We start from the raw sequence: 15,900 nt of genomic DNA on the forward strand, positions 1-15,900 counted from the left end.
GGCGATGACCCGATCCGCTGAAGCTTTACCGCGCAATGAAGCACCGCTGCGAGTGGCGGTGCTGTTGTTGCCGGCGTTTTCCAATTTCGGTCTGGCGGCGGTACTGGAACCGCTGGCCATCGCCAACTGGCTGAGCCAGCGCACGCTGTTCGAATGGACATTGTTGTCGTTGCAGCCCGGCCCGGTGACAGCCAGCAACGGTCTGGCGAGCATCGCCGAGGACGGTTTGAATAACGAGCAGGCCTTCGACGCCTGCGTGGTGCTGGCCAGTTTCGAGGTGCATCAACACAGTCGCAATCCGGCGCTCAAGAGTTGGCTGCGCAAGCAGGCGCTATTCGGCGCGGTGTTGATCGGGGTGGAAACCGGCACCGAACTGCTGGCCGCCGCCGGTGTGCTCGACGGCTATGAGGCAGCGGTGCATTGGGACAACCTGCAGGGTTTTCAGGAAAGCTACCCCAAGGTCCGCGCCCGACCGCAGCTCTACACCCTCGAACGCCAGCGCCTGACCTGTGCCGGCGCGACCACCATTCTCGACATGCTGCTGGGCTGGATCGGCCAGCGCTTCGATGCGGATCTGGCCCGGGAAATCGGCCTGCACCTGTTGATGGGCCAGATGCGCGCCCCGGCGGACAATCAGCTCGACGGTGGCCTGGGCAACAGCGGGATGTACGGCAACAAGATCCGCCGTGCCGTGCAACTGATGGAAAATGCTCTGGAAGAACCGCTGGACTGCGAGGCGATTGCCAGCGAAGTCGGCCTGTCGCGGCGACAGCTCGAACGCCAGTTCAAGCATCAGACCGGGCTCTCGCCGCTCAAGTACTACATCACCCTGCGCCTGGCCCGGGCGCACAATCTGCTGCAACAGACGCAGATGAGCGTGGCCCAGGTGGCGGCGTGTTCCGGGTTTGGCTCGCTGGAGCATTTCTCCCGCACTTACCGCGCACGTTTCGGCTGCCCGCCGAGCGAGGACCGGCGTCAGGCGTGGAGCGCGCCGGTGATGCGCCAGCCGTTGAGCAAGGCGCATTTGTCACCGGAATGAATCACTGCCGATACGCCGGCTCTTCCTCATCAAGAATGTCCATCAACGCGTTGAAATGCTTATCCGCAAACCCCGGATAATCCAGCCATTGCCGACACGTCTTGCGCGCCACTTCATCACTGGCCACCCGCAACTCATGCCCGGTAGCCAACGCAGTGATGTACACCTCGCACGCCCGCTCGAAGTAATACAGATCATCAAAAGCCTGCGCCAAGCTCGGTGCCGCGACCAGCAAGCCGTGATTGCCCATCAGCAGGATCGGCTTGTCGCCGAGCAGCCCGCTCACCCGCTCCGCCTCCTCACCTAATCCCATGCCATCGAAGCCGTCATCAATCGCCACCCGCTCAAAAAACCGCATGCTGTTCTGCTCGATCGGTGGCAGCCGCGAATCCTTCAAACAAGCCAGCGTCGTCGCGTATTTGCTGTGGGTATGCAGGATGCAACGAGCCTGAGGCTGATTACGGTGCAAGGCGCTGTGCAAGGCCCAGGCGGTGATGTCCGGGGCGTCCGGGCGGTCGAGACTGGACGGATCGTCAGCATCGAGAAGTAGCAGATCACTCGCGCGGATCCGCGAGAAATGTTTGCCGTAAGGGTTGATCAGAAACTCGCGACCGTCCTGCGAAGTGGCCACGCTGAAATGATTGGCGATGGATTCGTGCAGGTTCAAACGCGCGGCCCAGCGCAGGGCGCAGGCCAGCTGGATTCTCAAGTGTTCGACGTTGTCGTGCATGGCGCGGCCTCCCGGTTTCACCCGAGTGTAGAGCGCGTGGATTCACTGACTTGACGGGAAACGATAGTGGCTGCCGTTTTGAGCGGGGCGTCCATCAGAAGCGGGAGCGAGCTGGCTCGCCCCCGCCGGTTTCACTGACGGTCAATCAGCCTTTTTCGTCGATCCCCGCTTGCAGGGACTGACTGTCCAGATGACCGCTCAGGGTCACCGGGCCGACTTTCAGGTTGCCGTTTTCAAGCGACACCTTCGGTGCGTTTTCTTCGGTTTTGTGTGGCAGGTCCAGGCCGGCTTTCACGCCGTAGTCGCGGTTGCTCAGGTCGCTGCTGCTGACCTTCGAACCACCCAGATCGACCTTGCCTTCGGTGGCGGAAATCCGCGCACCAGTCAGCTGCGTCGCGCCGCCGACGGTGAGGTTCACACCTTGACTAGCGCTGATGCCGGACGCCTGTTTCACGCTGTCCTTGTGCGCGTATTCGCCTTCGGCTTTCAGCGTTGGCTTGTAGTCGGTGCCCGCGAGTTTGCCCTTGTCGTCGGCCGGGGTTTTCTTGGCGGTCAGGCCCAGATCCACATCGACCTTGGCGTGAGTGCTGGAGTCCTGACGGCTCTCGACCGACAGATCACCCGCCACGTTGCCGCTGACATTGCGCGCATCGATCCGCGCGCCGCTCAGGCTCGCATCACCCGCGCTATTCAGCACCACCGTGTCAGCCTTGATCTGGCTGTTCTGCTGGGTGGTGCCTTGCAGGTAATCCACGCCCACCTTGGCCCCGGCATTGAAGCCGTGATCGCTGCTGACTTTTTCATCGGCGGCGGTCGGGGTGCTTTTGCTCAGATTGCCACCGGCGTTCAGCGCAACGTTCCAGTTGTTGCGGTTGTCGGTGGATTGCGCGGACTCCTGAACGAAGCCGCCCTTCTGCGCGTCGATGCCGACGTTTGGAGCAGTGACCTGAGTGCCTTGCAGGCGCACCGAATCACCGCTCAGCGCGACGCCGTTCTGGCTGTTGAGCTGACCACCGGTGAGGGTCTGGGTGTTCTCGTTGACCCGACCGATGTTGAAGTTGCCGCTGAGGTTGCCGCTCTGATCGCGGCTCTTCTCGCTGCTGGTCTTGCTGCCGCCCGCCTTCAGGCCGCCGCCGAGATTACTGCCGGTGGCGACGTGCGAATCAGTGGCCGCTTGCAGGTCGAGCTTGCCTTCGGCCTTCAGGTCGATAGCGCCAGCGCTGTCGATCTTGGTGCCTTGCTGCACCTGATTGCCGCCGCTGCTCAATTGCACCGGGCCGTTGCCGCTGATACTGGCGACATGCGCCTGGGTGTCGGTGGTCTGGTTTCCTTTGTGATCGAGCTGGAACCCGGCGCCGAGATCGACGTTAGTGCCGTCGGTGCCCGGCAAGGTGCCGACGGTCAGCGAGCCGTTGCCACGCAGGCTTGAGCTGTCGCTGCTCTGACGGTCGTTGGCTTGATTCAGGGCCAGATCACCGCCGGTCTTGACGCTGACACCACCCTGCCCGCCGTCGAAACGGCTGCCTTCGAACCGGGCATCGCCGCCAACATTGATGTTCACACCCTGATTGCCGGCGTAACCGCCGACCAACGCCGTGGAGCTGTTCTTGCTCGACTGGCTGCTGCCACCCGTGCCGCTGCCGGCCACGTTCACGTCTTCACCGGTCTTGGTGTAGACGCGCACATCAACCTTGGCATCCACCGAATTGTCGGTGCTGCTGCGGGTGTTGTTCGCGGCATCGGCCACCAGTTTGTCGGCGCTGATGTTCACTTTGCCGGCGCTGGCGTTGTACTGGGTGCCCTGATCGTGCAGCGTGCCGCCGACCTTCACGTCCACGGTCTGGCCGTCGAACCGGCTGACCACGGCGTTGCTGCTCTGCTCGGTTTTCTCGGCGCTGGCATGACCGACCGCCACGTCGATACCGACATTCGGCTGACCGAGATTGGCCAGTGCATCTTTGTCCGGCACCTTGCGGTCGAGCACGTCTTTCACCGCGCCGGCAATCGGCCGGGCGATGTCTTTGTACTCGACGTTGGCGCCGATGTCCGCCGACCAGTTGCTCTCGCTGTGGGTGCTGCTTTCGGTGTTGCTCGCGGCACGGTTGTCGACTTCGTTGGCGGCGACGTTCAGACCGTTGCCGGACTTGAGTTGCGCGCCTTCGGTGGCGAGCTTGTCCGCGGTGATGTTCAGGCTGCCGCTGCTCTGCACGCCGGTGGTTTGCGCGGTGGTTTTAGCGGTGGTGTCTTGCGAGGTGCTGTGCGAGAAATCCACGCCGCTGCCTGCGCGGTCGAGGCCGCCGGTGTAGTAGAAACCGCCGCCGGTGCTGCGGGTCTCGGTCGAGGTGCTGTGGCTGTCCTGCTCGGCCAGCAGCGAGACGTTCTTGCCGCTCAGGGTGGTGTCGCCAGCGGTGGATTTCACCTCGGCGCCCTTGAGCGTCACGTCGCCGCCCGCCTTCACCTGCACGCTGCCGCCGCTGAGGCTGGAAGCCTGCTGCGTGACGTCGTTGGCGGTGACTGTTTGGGATTTGTCTTCGTAATGCACGCCGGCGCGATATTGCTCCGCCGTTTGCTCCTTGGCATAGGCGTCGAAGCCACGGGTCTGCGCGCTGTTGCTGCTGTCGTGGGTGTTCTGCGTCGAATGCACACTCACGTCACCGGCCGCATCCGCCGTCAGCGAAGCGCCGGCCTTGACCGTGGAGCCGGCGACTTCGATGTCCTTGGCGCTTTTCAGCTTGAGGTTGCTGTCGGAAGCCAGCTCGCTGCGCACCGTGGTGCTGTCCTTGCTGTTCTGCCGGGACTCGTCCTTGGTGATGCCGAAGAACTTGCTGTCCTTGTCGTGATTGTTGCTGTGCGAAGTGTCCTGCACGCCGTCGATGGTCAGCGAACCGTTGTCGCTGATCACACTGGCGTCTTTGCCGCCACGCACTTGGCTGCCGCTGATGCGCACGTCGTCGGCCTTGACCACCAGTTTGCCGGCCGCGTTGATCTTGCTGCCCTGATGCTGGGTCTGGCCCTTGTCGGCGTCGCCGGTCTTGCCGAAGAAACCGCCGCCGACCAGATCACCGGAATAGCGATTGTCGCTGCTGCGATGGGTGCGGGTCGCGGTGGTGATTTCCACCTGTTTGCCGGCCAGTTGCAGATCGCCGGCGCTGTTCAGTTCGGCGCCTTCGGAGCGCAACAGTGCGGCGGTTTGCAGGGCGATGTTGCCGCCCTTCAGCTGGCTGGTGACGCTGCGCTGTTCTTCGCTGCTGCTGTCCCAGTCGGCTTTCCACAGGTGTTTGCGGTGCTTGCCCTGATCGGTCTGGGTGTGGCTTTCAGTAGCGGCGGTCAGGCGCAGATCGCCGCCGCTTTGCACGCTGAGGTTGTTTTTCGCGTCGACCTTGGCGGCTTTCAGTTCGGTGTCTTTGCCGGACGACAATTGCGCGTCGCGGCTGGCAACGATCTGGCTGCCGTGCTGGCGCGAATCGCTGTCGGTCTTGGTGCGTTCGTAGGTTTCCCAGGTTATGCCGATGGTGCTGTTGTTCCAGTTCTCACGCTGTTCCTGGAGCTTGCGGCTTTCGACGGTGGTCAGGGTCAGGTTGCGTTTGGCCTCGACCTTCACGTCACGACCGCTGACATCGGTGGCGGCCAGCGTCAGGTCTTTGCCGCTGTGCAGGCCGACGTCGCCCTGGCTGCTGCGGATACCGGCGCGAGTCACGTCGAGGCTGTCCGGGATCGCCTGACCGCTGACGCTCAAGTCGCCCGCCGAACGAATCTGCACGCCGTCACGTCCGGCGACTTGCACCGCGCCCACTTTTACGCCCGCGCCTTCTGCGGTGCTGACGATGTTGATGCGTCCGGCCTGCATCGCGCCGAACAGGCTGGCGTCGATTCGCTGATCGGTGGTGTTGCCTGCCGGGTCCACGGCTTTCACCTGGCCGCTGGCGTAGTCGATCTGATTGCGCCCGACGGTGAGGTTCAGTTGATCACGCGCAGTGATTGCGCCCTGGCTGTCGATGCGCGGCGCGATCAGGTTGATCGAGCCTTCGCCGTTGCGCAGGCCGCCGCTCTGGATCTGCAACTGGCCGGTGGCGTCGCGGGTGCTCAGCGCTTGCAGCTTGCCGTCGTTCAGCTCGGGACGGCCGACCACCAGATTGGCGTTCGGTGTGTTGATGAAGCTGCCGCCGTTCACCGAAATGCCGTTCGGGTTGGCGAGTACGTAGTCGGCGGCGCGACCGAAGATTTCCTGGGCACCGTTGATGGCCGACGGGTTGCGGCTGATCACTTCGTTGAGGATCACGCTTGCGGCCTGGCCCTGCAATTGCGGGTTGGCCGCCAGTTGCCCGGCGAGCTGCGATTGCCCGGCCTGCAAGGCGTTGTTCAGCACCAGGCCCTGACGGTCGACGTTGTAGTCGAGGAACTGGTTGTGCGACAGGCCCTGTCCGTTGGGCGCGACGATGTTGACGATCGGGACGCCGCCCTGGGTTTGCAGTTGCGCGGTGCCGCCGGGGCCGGGCGCGACCACCACGCCACCGGCCATGGCGCCCGGCAGGTGAGCGACCAGGAACAGGCTGGCGATGGCCCAGCGCAGTTTGCCCCGTGGGGAAAGATGAAACGCAAAGGTGTTCATTGGCATAAAAAACTCTCCATGTAGTGCGGCATCACGTTGCGCGTTGAGTTGAAGGCCACGGCTGTCGCGCTCAGGTCCGATGGCTGTTGTTCACTGACGTTCATATCTGTAATCCGACCCGCATCAACCAGGTTTCAGGCTCGCGGTGCAGGCCGGTCGGGGTGTTCAGGCTGCGTTGGTAATCGACATCCACCTGCAGGTTTTTCCAGCCCAGATTGAGGCCGATGCTGGCGCCGCTCAGGCGTTGAACCGGGGCGCCGTGATCGGCCTTGATCCAGCCGTGGTCGAGGCCGACACGCGGGGTGAGCTGCACCGGCAAATCGCTGCGCAGCGGCAGGCGCAAAGTGTTGCGCCAGATCGCACCGCTGGCGCCGGACGCGCTGCTGACCCGATAACCGCGCACGGCGGAGTCGTCGGTGCCGAGCAGTTGTTCGATCGCCGGCAACGGATCCGGGCTGTACTGCAAATTGAGTTGACTCTGCCATTGCCAGGCTTGCGCGCCGAGCTGGCCGTTGCGCCACTGGCTGAGGCCGGCGCGGTACTTGCGAAACTGTGCCTTGGGCAGGTTTTTGACCTGGCGATCGGCATCGTCATCGGCGCCGAACCAGTGCAAACCCTGGGCGTAATTGACGTCGAGGTTCCACACCGCGCGGTCGAGCCAGAACAGATTGAGCCCGGCCTCGGCCACGGTCAGGGTCGGGCTCTGGATGCCGAGACGGACGTTTTCCAGATAGCTGTCGACATCTTTATGCGCCAGTTGCAGGTTGGCGCTGAGCTGATGGCTCTGGTCGCGCCATAACACCCGGTCGGCGCGCAGGCTGAGCTGATCGGTGATGCCGGTGCTGTGAAAGGTCAGCGTGCTGAGTTTGAACGGCGCGCGGTATTCGGCGTGGCTGGCGAAGGTACTGAATGTCCAATAGCCGTAGGGAATCGCGTAATAGAGGCTGGCGTTGCGGCTGTAGCGGTCGCCCTGATTGAGGGTGTCGCTGGCGCTGAGGCTCAACAGATCGTTGAGTTCGAGCGGACTGTCGAGGGTCAGGCTCAGCGTGTCGCGATCACGACCGGTGCTGGCGCTGCCGAGGTTGTCGAAACCGGCACCAAGGGCCCAGCGTGACTGCCCGGAGGTACGCGAACGCAAGATGATTTTTGACGCACCAGGCTGACTGCCGGGGGCGATGTCGGCGGTCAGATCGACTGAGCGCAGACGGTTCAACTGATCCAGACCCTGCTCCAGATCCCGCAGATTCAGCGGTTTTCCGAGCATGCCGGGGAACGCCCCGCCGAGCGACACCGGCAAGCTTTGGTCCGCCAGTTCGATGGACTCGATATAGCCTTCGTCGATCAGGATATCCAGCGACTGCCCGGCCGCCGGCGCACTGCTCAAGTATGGCCGACTGGCGATGTAGCCCTTCTCCACGTACAGCGCGGTGATGGTCGCCAGCAAATGGTTGATCTGGCCGACGCCCATGCACGGCGCCAGCAGCGGTTTGATCCGGGCGTTGAGTTGGTCTTTGTCGATCAGCGTGACGCCGCCGATGCGCGTGCCGCTCAAGGGCCAGCAACGCTCGTCGGGTTTGATCGATTCAGGAACGGCCGGGGTGGCAGGCGTCGGGCCGAACGCGCCGCGCTCCAGTTGCCGCTTGCGCTGTTCGATTTGCAGTTGTTGCAGATCGCGCTGTTGCAGTTGTTGCTGGCGCAGCACTTCCTGGCCAGGGGCTGGAGCTTCGGCGGCGAGAACGCTGGGCGCACATACACTCAACAACAAGGCCGACAACAGCGGGCGAGGCAGGTAACGACTACGAGAAACAACGCAAAGCGAATACGGCACTCAACATCCTTGCAATCAACTGGCTTAATGCCACCCCATCAATGATGGTGATAGTCAGAGCCTTCCTACGCAATTGCAAGACGCTTCCTACAGCGCTTACATTTCTTAAACAAATGATCAGCTTTTTTTAAACGCCTTCCATCTGACGACCGGCGATAAAAATCAATTGCCACAAAATATTACTCGCGTCATATTACAGCCGTAATAACGATCTGATTTTCTGGTATTAGCCGCAGGTATTACGCCATGACCAGCATGCCCACCGTAGAACCCGATCTCGCCGTTCCGGTCAGCGCCCCCAAACCTCCCCTGCTCAAACGCCTGCTGTTGCCGACTGCGGGTCTGGCCGCGTTGGTGTTCGCCGGGCTGTACGCCGTGCATTGGTGGGGCGCCGGGCGGTTTCTTGAAGAGACCGACAATGCCTACATTGGCGGCGACGTGACGGTGATCGGGCCGAAAGTCGCCGGTTACATCGAGGAAGTGCTGGTCAGCGACAACCAGAAGGTGAAGGCCGGCGACGTGCTGATTCGCCTCGACGCCCGCGACTACCGCGCCAATCTGGCCAAGGCCGAAGGCGCGGTCGCCGCCGAAGAAGCGCTGCTGGCCAACCTCGATGCCACTGAGCAATTGCAGCAAGCGGTGATCGGTCAGGCCCGCGCCGGCATCGATGCCGCCAGCGCCGAAACTGCGCGTTCGCGGGACGACAACGCACGCTACAAACGTCTGGTGACCACCAACGCAGTCTCGGTGGAAAGCGCGCAACGGGCCGACGCCACCTTCAAGACCGCGCAAGCCTTGAGCGCTAAAGCCCAGGCCGAACTGCTGGCCGCGCAACGCCAGCTCACCGTGATCGAAACCCAGAAACAACAGGCCCGCGCCGCCCTCCAGCAAGCACGGGCCGAGCGTGATCTGGCACAACTCAACCTCGGCTACACCGAACTGCGCGCCCCGGTCGACGGCGTGATCGGCAACCGCCGCGCGCGGGTCGGCGCCTATGCGCAGGCCGGTTCGCAACAGTTGTCAGTAGTGCCGGCCAGTGGTCTGTGGGTCGATGCCAATTTCAAGGAAGACCAACTGGCGCGGATGAAGCCCGGCCAGCGCGTGAGCATCCGCGCCGATGTGTTATCCGGCCAGGAATTCCACGGTCGCCTCGACAGCCTCGCCCCGGCCACCGGTTCGCAATTCAGCGTGCTGCCGCCGGAAAACGCCACCGGCAATTTCACCAAAATCGTCCAGCGTGTGCCGGTGCGGATCCTGCTCGACCCCGCCGACGGCGTGCTCGGCCACCTGCGTCCGGGCCTGTCGGTGACCGCTGAGGTCGACACCCGCGCCCAGCCTGAAACCACCGCCGTGGCCAGCGCGCCATGAGCACCGCCCTCACCGCCTCCGCGCAGCCATTCAATGCTGCCGAGATGGCGACGGCAACCAAAGTGTTCGCCTTCGCCACGATGTGCATCGGCATGTTCATCGCGCTGCTGGACATCCAGATCGTCTCGGCTTCGCTGCGCGATATCGGCGGCGGGTTGTCCGCCGGCACCGATGAAACGGCGTGGGTGCAGACCAGTTACCTGATCGCCGAAATCATCGTGATTCCGCTGTCGGGCTGGCTGTCGCGAGTGTTCTCCACACGCTGGCTGTTCTGCGCTTCAGCGGTCGGTTTCACCCTCGCCAGCCTGCTCTGCGGCATCGCCTGGAACATCCAGAGCATGATCGCCTTTCGCGCGCTGCAAGGGTTTCTGGGCGGCTCGATGATTCCGCTGGTGTTCACCACGGCGTTCTTTTTCTTCACCGGCAAACAACGGGTAATCGCCGCAGCAACCATTGGCGCCGTGGCCTCGCTGGCACCGACATTGGGCCCGGTGATCGGCGGCTGGATCACCGACATTTCGTCCTGGCACTGGCTGTTCTACATCAATCTGGTGCCGGGGATTTTCGTCGCCGTGGCGGTGCCGATGCTGGTGAAGATCGACCAGCCGGAACTGTCGCTGCTCAAGGGCGCGGATTATTTGAGCATGGTGTTTCTGGCGCTGTTTCTCGGCTGCCTGGAATACACCCTCGAAGAAGGCCCGCGCTGGAACTGGTTCAGCGACCAGACGATCCTGACCACCGCGTGGATCAGTGGCCTGGCCGGGCTGGCCTTCATCGGCCGCACGTTGCATGTAGCCAATCCGATCGTCGACCTGCGCGCCCTAAAGGATCGCAACTTCGCCCTCGGCTGCTTCTTTTCCTTCGTCACAGGGATCGGCCTGTTCGCGACGATTTACCTGACGCCGCTGTTTCTCGGCCGGGTGCGCGGCTACGGCGCGCTGGACATTGGTCTGGCGGTTTTCTCCACCGGGGTGTTCCAGATAATGGCGATTCCGCTGTACGCCTTTCTGGCCAATCGCGTCGATCTGCGCTGGATCATGATGGCGGGCCTGGCGTTGTTCGCGTTGTCGATGTGGGAATTCAGTCCGATCACCCATGACTGGGGCGCCGGAGAATTGATGCTGCCGCAAGCCCTGCGCGGGATTGCTCAGCAACTGGCGGTGCCACCGGCGGTGACATTGACGTTGGGTGGCCTGGCACCGGCGCGGCTGAAACATGCGTCGGGCCTGTTCAACCTGATGCGCAATCTGGGCGGTGCAATCGGGATTGCCGCGTGCGCGACCATTCTCAACGACCGCACCAACCTGCACTTCACCCGGTTGGCGGAGCATCTGAACAGCAGCAACGAAGCGGTGAATCAGTGGCTGGCACAGGTCGGCGGCAACTTTGCCGCGCTGGGTCAGAGCGGCGATGTCGGCCTCACCGCCAGCCTGCGTCAGCTATGGCTGCTGACCTATCGTGAGGCGCAGACGCAAACCTACGGCGACACGTTTCTGATGATCATGGTGTGCTTCGGCATCGCCACGGCGATGGTGCCCTTGATGCGCAAGGTGCAACCACCGGCCGCGCCGAGTGCCGATGCACATTGATCGATCAGGCTTGCGGGGTTTTACGGAAGCCCACGGCCAGGCGGTTCCAGCTGTTGATGGTGCTGATCGCGACACTCAGATCGACCATTTCCTTGGGTGAGAACTGGGCGGCGACCGCTTCGTAGTCTTCATCCGGGGCGTGGGTCAGGCTCAACTGGGTCAGGGTTTCGGTCCACAGCAGCGCGGCGCGTTCACGTTCGGTGAAGAACGGCGCTTCACGCCATGCGGTCACGGCGAACAACCGGCGCGGGGTTTCGCCGCCCTTGATCGCGTCAGCGGTGTGCATGTCGATGCAGAACGCGCAGCCGTTGATCTGCGAAGCGCGCAGCTTGACCAGTTCGATCAGGGTCTTTTCCAGCGGCAGTTTCGAGACGGCGGTTTCCAGCGCGATCATCGCTTTCAGGGCATCTGGGGACGCGGTGTAGAAATCGATACGAGGTTTCATGGCGACTCTCCGGGGCAAGTGAATGTGTGGCTACGTTAGTCCCGGGGCCGGGCCAGGCAAATAGCCAATCTCCCGGAAGACGGGTAGGCCACTCCTCTGCCGTCAGAAAAGAAAGTGTGAATGGGCAATTGCCAGCACTCGTTGCGCGCCACTAGAATGCGATCAATTCTTAATTGCATGCTTTTCGCACTCTGGCAACGGACGCCCGAAACGAGTATCTGCCCTTCATGTCGTCCCTCGATCAGCCGTTGAATCAGCAAGTCCAGACGCTCTACAGCGAACACCACGGGTGGCTGCAGGGCTGGCTGCAGCGCAAGTTGGGCAATCGCTGCGATGCGGCCGATCTGGCGCACGATACGTTTTTGCGCCTGCTCACCCGCCAGGTGATCAAGCCGCTGGGCAACGAGCCCCGGGCGCTGCTGACGCACATCGCCAAAGGACTGGTGATCGACCGCTGGCGCCGCCAGGACCTGGAGCGCGCATACCTGGAAACCATTGCGCACTTGCCCGCCGCCGAAGTGCCGTCGCCAGAAACCCGCTACCTGATTCTCGAAACTCTGTGGCGCATCGAAGCGCTGCTGCGCGAACTGCCCGAGCAGACCCGCGAGACCTTCCTGCTGTCGCAGATCGAAGGCCTGACCTACGCGCAGATCGCCACGCGCCTGAATGTTTCGCTGATCACCGTCAAACGGCACATGCGTGCCGCGTTCATTGCCTGCCTGAGTGTCGCCTGATGCATTCGTCGATGATCAACCCGCAGATTCTCGGCGAAGCCGCCGACTGGCTGGTGCAACTGCACTCCGGCACCGCGACCCCGTCCGACCATCAGGCCATCGCCCAATGGCGCACCCGCAGCGCCGAGCACGCCATCGCCTGGCAACGGGCCGAAGCGCTGCTGGGGGATTTGCGCAGTGTGCCGGCCAATGTCGCGATCCAGACCTTGAAGCGCGCGTCCCGCAAAGAAGGTTTGAGCCGCCGCCAGACCCTCACCCGCCTCGGCCTGCTGTTGATGGCCGGGCCGCTGGGCATCGCCTCGCAGCATGTGCCGTGGCAGCAATGGACCGCCGACCAGCGCACTGCCGTCGGCGAGCAAAAAAACCTGCAATTGCCGGACGGCACTCAACTGGTGCTCAACACGGATAGCGCCGTGGACATCGCTTTCAGCCCGGTGGAGCGTCGCGTCCTGCTGCTCAACGGCGAAGTGCTGATCAACACCGCCGCAGACGCCAGCGCCCGTCCGTTCATTGTCGAAACCCCGCAGGGTATGGCCCGCGCGCTGGGCACGCGATTCTGCGTGCGCACCGAGGGTTCGCGCAGCCAGGTGTCGGTGCTCGACGGCCAGGTGCAGATCACCCCGCAGTTGCTCAAGCAAACTGCGATTCTCAAGGCCGGCGAGCGTCAGCGCTTCAAGCTCAACAGCTTCGATAACGCCGAAACCTTCGACACCGCAAGCCTGGCCTGGGACAAAGGCATGCTGCTGGCCAGCAACATGCGCCTGGACGAATTGCTCGGCGAACTCAGCCGCTATCGCCGGGGCGTGCTGCGCTGTCATCCGGACGTGGCGGCGATGCGCGTGTCCGGAGCTTTTTCCCTGCGCGACACCGACGCCAGCCTGCGTCTGCTTAGCGACACTCTGCCGCTGAATATCAACAGCCTGACCCGCTATTGGCTGTCGGTGGAGCCCCGTGTCTGAGCCCTCGGAAAATATTTTCAATATTCACTGATACCTTTTCGCGACTCGTCCGGTGAGTGGATAGACCTTTCAATTCCACGCCCCCGACAGGAACACCGAATGACCGCAATGCCATCGCCCCGCCCCACCACTTTTGCGCTCAAAGCCCTGAACCTGAGCCTGGCCCTGGTCTTCAGCGCACTGCTGCCGACCGCCGCCCACGCCGCCGACAGCGTCAGCGAAAGCGCCAGCCGCACCGTCAACATCGGCCCCGGCCTGCTCAGCCATGTGCTGGCGCAATTTGCGGTCAGCGTCGGCGTGCCGCTGTCGTTCGATCCGGCGCAACTGGGCAATCGCCAGAGCCCCGGCCTGCAAGGCAGCTACACCGCGCAAAGCGGTTTTGCGCGGTTGCTGGAAGGCAGCGGTTTCGAGCTGATCAGCACCGGCCACAACGGTTACACCGTGACCCCGAAAGTCGCGGCGGACGGTGCGCTGGAACTCGGCGCCACCAACGTCAGCGCCCTGCACGACGACAGCGGCGACACCTTTGGCGGCGAACAGGTGGCCCGCCGCGCGCAGGTCGGCATGCTCGGCAACCAGGAAGTCAACGACCTGCCCTTCAGCGTCACCAGCTACACCGCCAAGACCATGGCCGATCAGCAGGCCCAGACCGTCGGCGATGTGTTGCTCAACGACTCTTCGGTGCGCCAGTCCAATGGCTTCGGCAACTTCTCGCAGATGTTCATGATCCGCGGCCTGCCGCTGGCCTCCGATGACATTTCCTATAACGGCCTCTATGGCGTGCTGCCCCGGCAGATCATCGCCGTCGAAGCGCTGGATCGAGTGGAACTGTTCAAGGGGCCGAACGCGTTCGTCAACGGCGTGACCCCGAGCGGCAGCGGCATCGGTGGCGGGATCAACCTGCAACCCAAACGCGCCATGGACACCCCGACCCGCAGCGTCACCCTCGATTACAGCTCCGATAGCCGGGTCGGCGGGCATCTGGACCTGGGCCAGCGCTTTGGCGAGGACAACCGCTTCGGCGCGCGGGTCAACCTGATGCAGCGCGAAGGCGACACCGCCGTCGATGACGAAGACCAGCGCTCGTCGCTGTTCACTGTCGGCCTGGACTATCGCGGCGATCGCCTGCGGGTCTCGACCGATTTCGGCTATCAGAAGCAGGTCATCAACCAGGGTCGCTCGGTGATCTATGTCGATTCGAGCCTGACAAAAGCCCCCAAGGTGCCGCACGCCAACGCCAGCTACGCCCAGAGCTGGAGCTACTCGCAACTCGAAGACACCTTCGGCATGGCCCGCGCCGAATACGACCTCAACGACAACTGGACCGCCTACGTGTCCGGCGGCGCCAAGCACACTCGCGAGAACGGCGTGTACTCGTCGCTGACCGTCACCGACCTCAACGGCAACGCCCGTGGCGGCATGCTCTATTCGCCCCACGACGAAGACAACCAGAGCGCCATGGCCGGGCTCAACGGTCGCTTCGACACCGGCCCCGTCACGCACCAGTTGAACCTCGGCTGGGCGGGCATCTGGGGCGAGCAGCGCTCGGCGTTCGAAACCGTCGGCGCGGCCGGGCGCTACAGCACCAACCTGTACAACGTCACCGACAAACCGCGCCCGGCGCCAACCTCGTTCGCCAGCGACATCAACGACCCGCGCATCACCGGCAAGAACATCCTGCGCAGCGAAGCGATTTCCGACACCCTCGGTTTCGTCGACGACCGCATCCTGCTGACCCTCGGCGTGCGTCGCCAAGCGCTGAAAGTCGATGGATGGAGCACCGCCACCGGCGCCCGCACTTCCAGTTATGAAGAGTCGATCACCACCCCGGTCTACGGCCTGGTGATCAAGCCGTGGGAACACGTGTCGTTCTACGCCAACCGCATCGAAGGCCTGGCCAAGGGCCCGACGCCGCCGACCACGGCAATCAACCGCGACGAAACCTTCGCCCCGGTGCGCAGCAAACAGATCGAAGCCGGCGTGCGCCTGGACATGGGCAGCTACGGCGCCAACCTTGGCGTCTATCGCATCGAGCAACCGTCGAGCTACACCCAGGACGGGATCTTCCGGGTCGACGGCCAGCAGACCAACAAAGGCGTGGAACTCAACGTCTACGGCGAACCGCTCGACGGCCTGCGCCTGCTCAGCGGCGCAACGCTGATGAAGACTGAACTGGAAGGCAGCAGCAACGGCGTGAATGACGGCAACCGCGCCGTCGGGGTGCCGCGCTTTCAGTTCAACCTCGGCGCCGACTGGGATATTCCGGGCCTCGAAGGCGCGGCCCTCAGCGCGCGCATGCTTCGCACCGGCGGCCAGTACCTGAACGCGGCCAACACTCAGAGCATTCCGGCGTGGAACCGCTTCGACCTCGGCTCGCGCTACGCCTTCAAACTGGATGAAAAGCAGATCACCCTGCGGGCCAATCTGGAGAACGTCGCCAACGAAGCCTATTGGGCTTCGGCCAACGGCGGTTACCTGACCCAGGGCACGCCGCGCACGCTGAAGGTCTCGGCGACCGTGGACTTCTAAAAAACCGCTCGTCACCCGGCCGGCACCAAGCCTTGTGCGCGTCAGACCAATATCAGGTAGATCCCCTCAC

The 15,900-nt window shown here is 63.3% G+C and carries 10 protein-coding genes; 6 read left to right on the plus strand and 4 right to left on the minus strand.

Annotated features, from left to right (window positions below; all coding sequences use genetic code 11):
• The first annotated feature begins 4 nt into the window (after positions 1–4).
• Positions 5–1,039 (plus strand): GlxA family transcriptional regulator, encoded by a 1,035-nt coding sequence (locus QR290_RS19865; RefSeq protein ID WP_289203422.1) that lies wholly within the window; start codon positions 5–7, stop codon positions 1,037–1,039.
• A 1-nt stretch (position 1,040) separates the two neighbouring features.
• Here the strand turns inward: QR290_RS19865 and QR290_RS19870 are convergent, their stop codons facing one another.
• From QR290_RS19870 to QR290_RS19880, 3 genes are all read right to left on the minus strand, one after another.
• A complete protein-coding gene (locus QR290_RS19870; RefSeq protein ID WP_289203423.1) occupies positions 1,041–1,769 on the minus strand; it encodes a class II aldolase and adducin N-terminal domain-containing protein in 729 nt (242 codons plus the stop codon).
• 145 nt (positions 1,770–1,914) lie between these two features.
• Positions 1,915–6,384 carry a hemagglutinin repeat-containing protein gene (locus QR290_RS19875; protein ID WP_289203424.1) on the minus strand — a complete coding sequence of 1,490 codons (4,470 nt, stop codon included), beginning with the start codon at positions 6,382–6,384 and terminating at the stop codon, positions 1,915–1,917.
• Between the two features lie 94 nt (positions 6,385–6,478).
• A complete protein-coding gene (locus tag QR290_RS19880; RefSeq protein WP_289203425.1) occupies positions 6,479–8,206 on the minus strand; it encodes a ShlB/FhaC/HecB family hemolysin secretion/activation protein in 1,728 nt (575 codons plus the stop codon).
• Positions 8,207–8,452: 246 nt separating this feature from the next.
• Between QR290_RS19880 and QR290_RS19885 the strand changes: the two genes are divergently transcribed.
• Positions 8,453–9,574 (plus strand): HlyD family secretion protein, encoded by a 1,122-nt coding sequence (locus QR290_RS19885; protein WP_289203426.1) that lies wholly within the window; start codon positions 8,453–8,455, stop codon positions 9,572–9,574.
• Positions 9,571–11,163, plus strand: a complete 1,593-nt coding sequence (locus tag QR290_RS19890; protein ID WP_115078605.1) for a DHA2 family efflux MFS transporter permease subunit — start codon at positions 9,571–9,573, stop codon at positions 11,161–11,163. Before QR290_RS19885 ends, QR290_RS19890 begins: the two co-directional genes overlap by 4 nt.
• 4 nt (positions 11,164–11,167) lie before the next feature.
• Here QR290_RS19890 and QR290_RS19895 read toward each other — a convergent pair whose 3' ends face one another.
• Positions 11,168–11,608, minus strand: a complete 441-nt coding sequence (locus tag QR290_RS19895; protein WP_074689185.1) for a carboxymuconolactone decarboxylase family protein — start codon at positions 11,606–11,608, stop codon at positions 11,168–11,170.
• Positions 11,609–11,835: 227 nt separating this feature from the next.
• Between QR290_RS19895 and QR290_RS19900 the strand changes: the two genes are divergently transcribed.
• From QR290_RS19900 to QR290_RS19910, 3 genes are all read left to right on the plus strand, one after another.
• Positions 11,836–12,342: a sigma-70 family RNA polymerase sigma factor gene (locus QR290_RS19900; protein ID WP_041475360.1), complete on the plus strand. Its 507-nt coding sequence runs from the start codon at positions 11,836–11,838 to the stop codon at positions 12,340–12,342.
• Entirely contained in the window at positions 12,342–13,301 is a 960-nt protein-coding gene (locus tag QR290_RS19905; RefSeq protein WP_115078606.1) for a FecR domain-containing protein, read from the plus strand. Before QR290_RS19900 ends, QR290_RS19905 begins: the two co-directional genes overlap by 1 nt.
• A gap of 99 nt (positions 13,302–13,400) precedes the next feature.
• Positions 13,401–15,830 carry a TonB-dependent receptor gene (locus QR290_RS19910; RefSeq protein WP_289203427.1) on the plus strand — a complete coding sequence of 810 codons (2,430 nt, stop codon included), beginning with the start codon at positions 13,401–13,403 and terminating at the stop codon, positions 15,828–15,830.
• The last annotated feature ends 70 nt before the right edge of the window (positions 15,831–15,900 follow it).

Origin of the sequence: Pseudomonas fluorescens, assembly GCF_030344995.1 — a bacterium.
Taxonomy (GTDB): domain Bacteria; phylum Pseudomonadota; class Gammaproteobacteria; order Pseudomonadales; family Pseudomonadaceae; genus Aquipseudomonas; species Aquipseudomonas fluorescens_BF.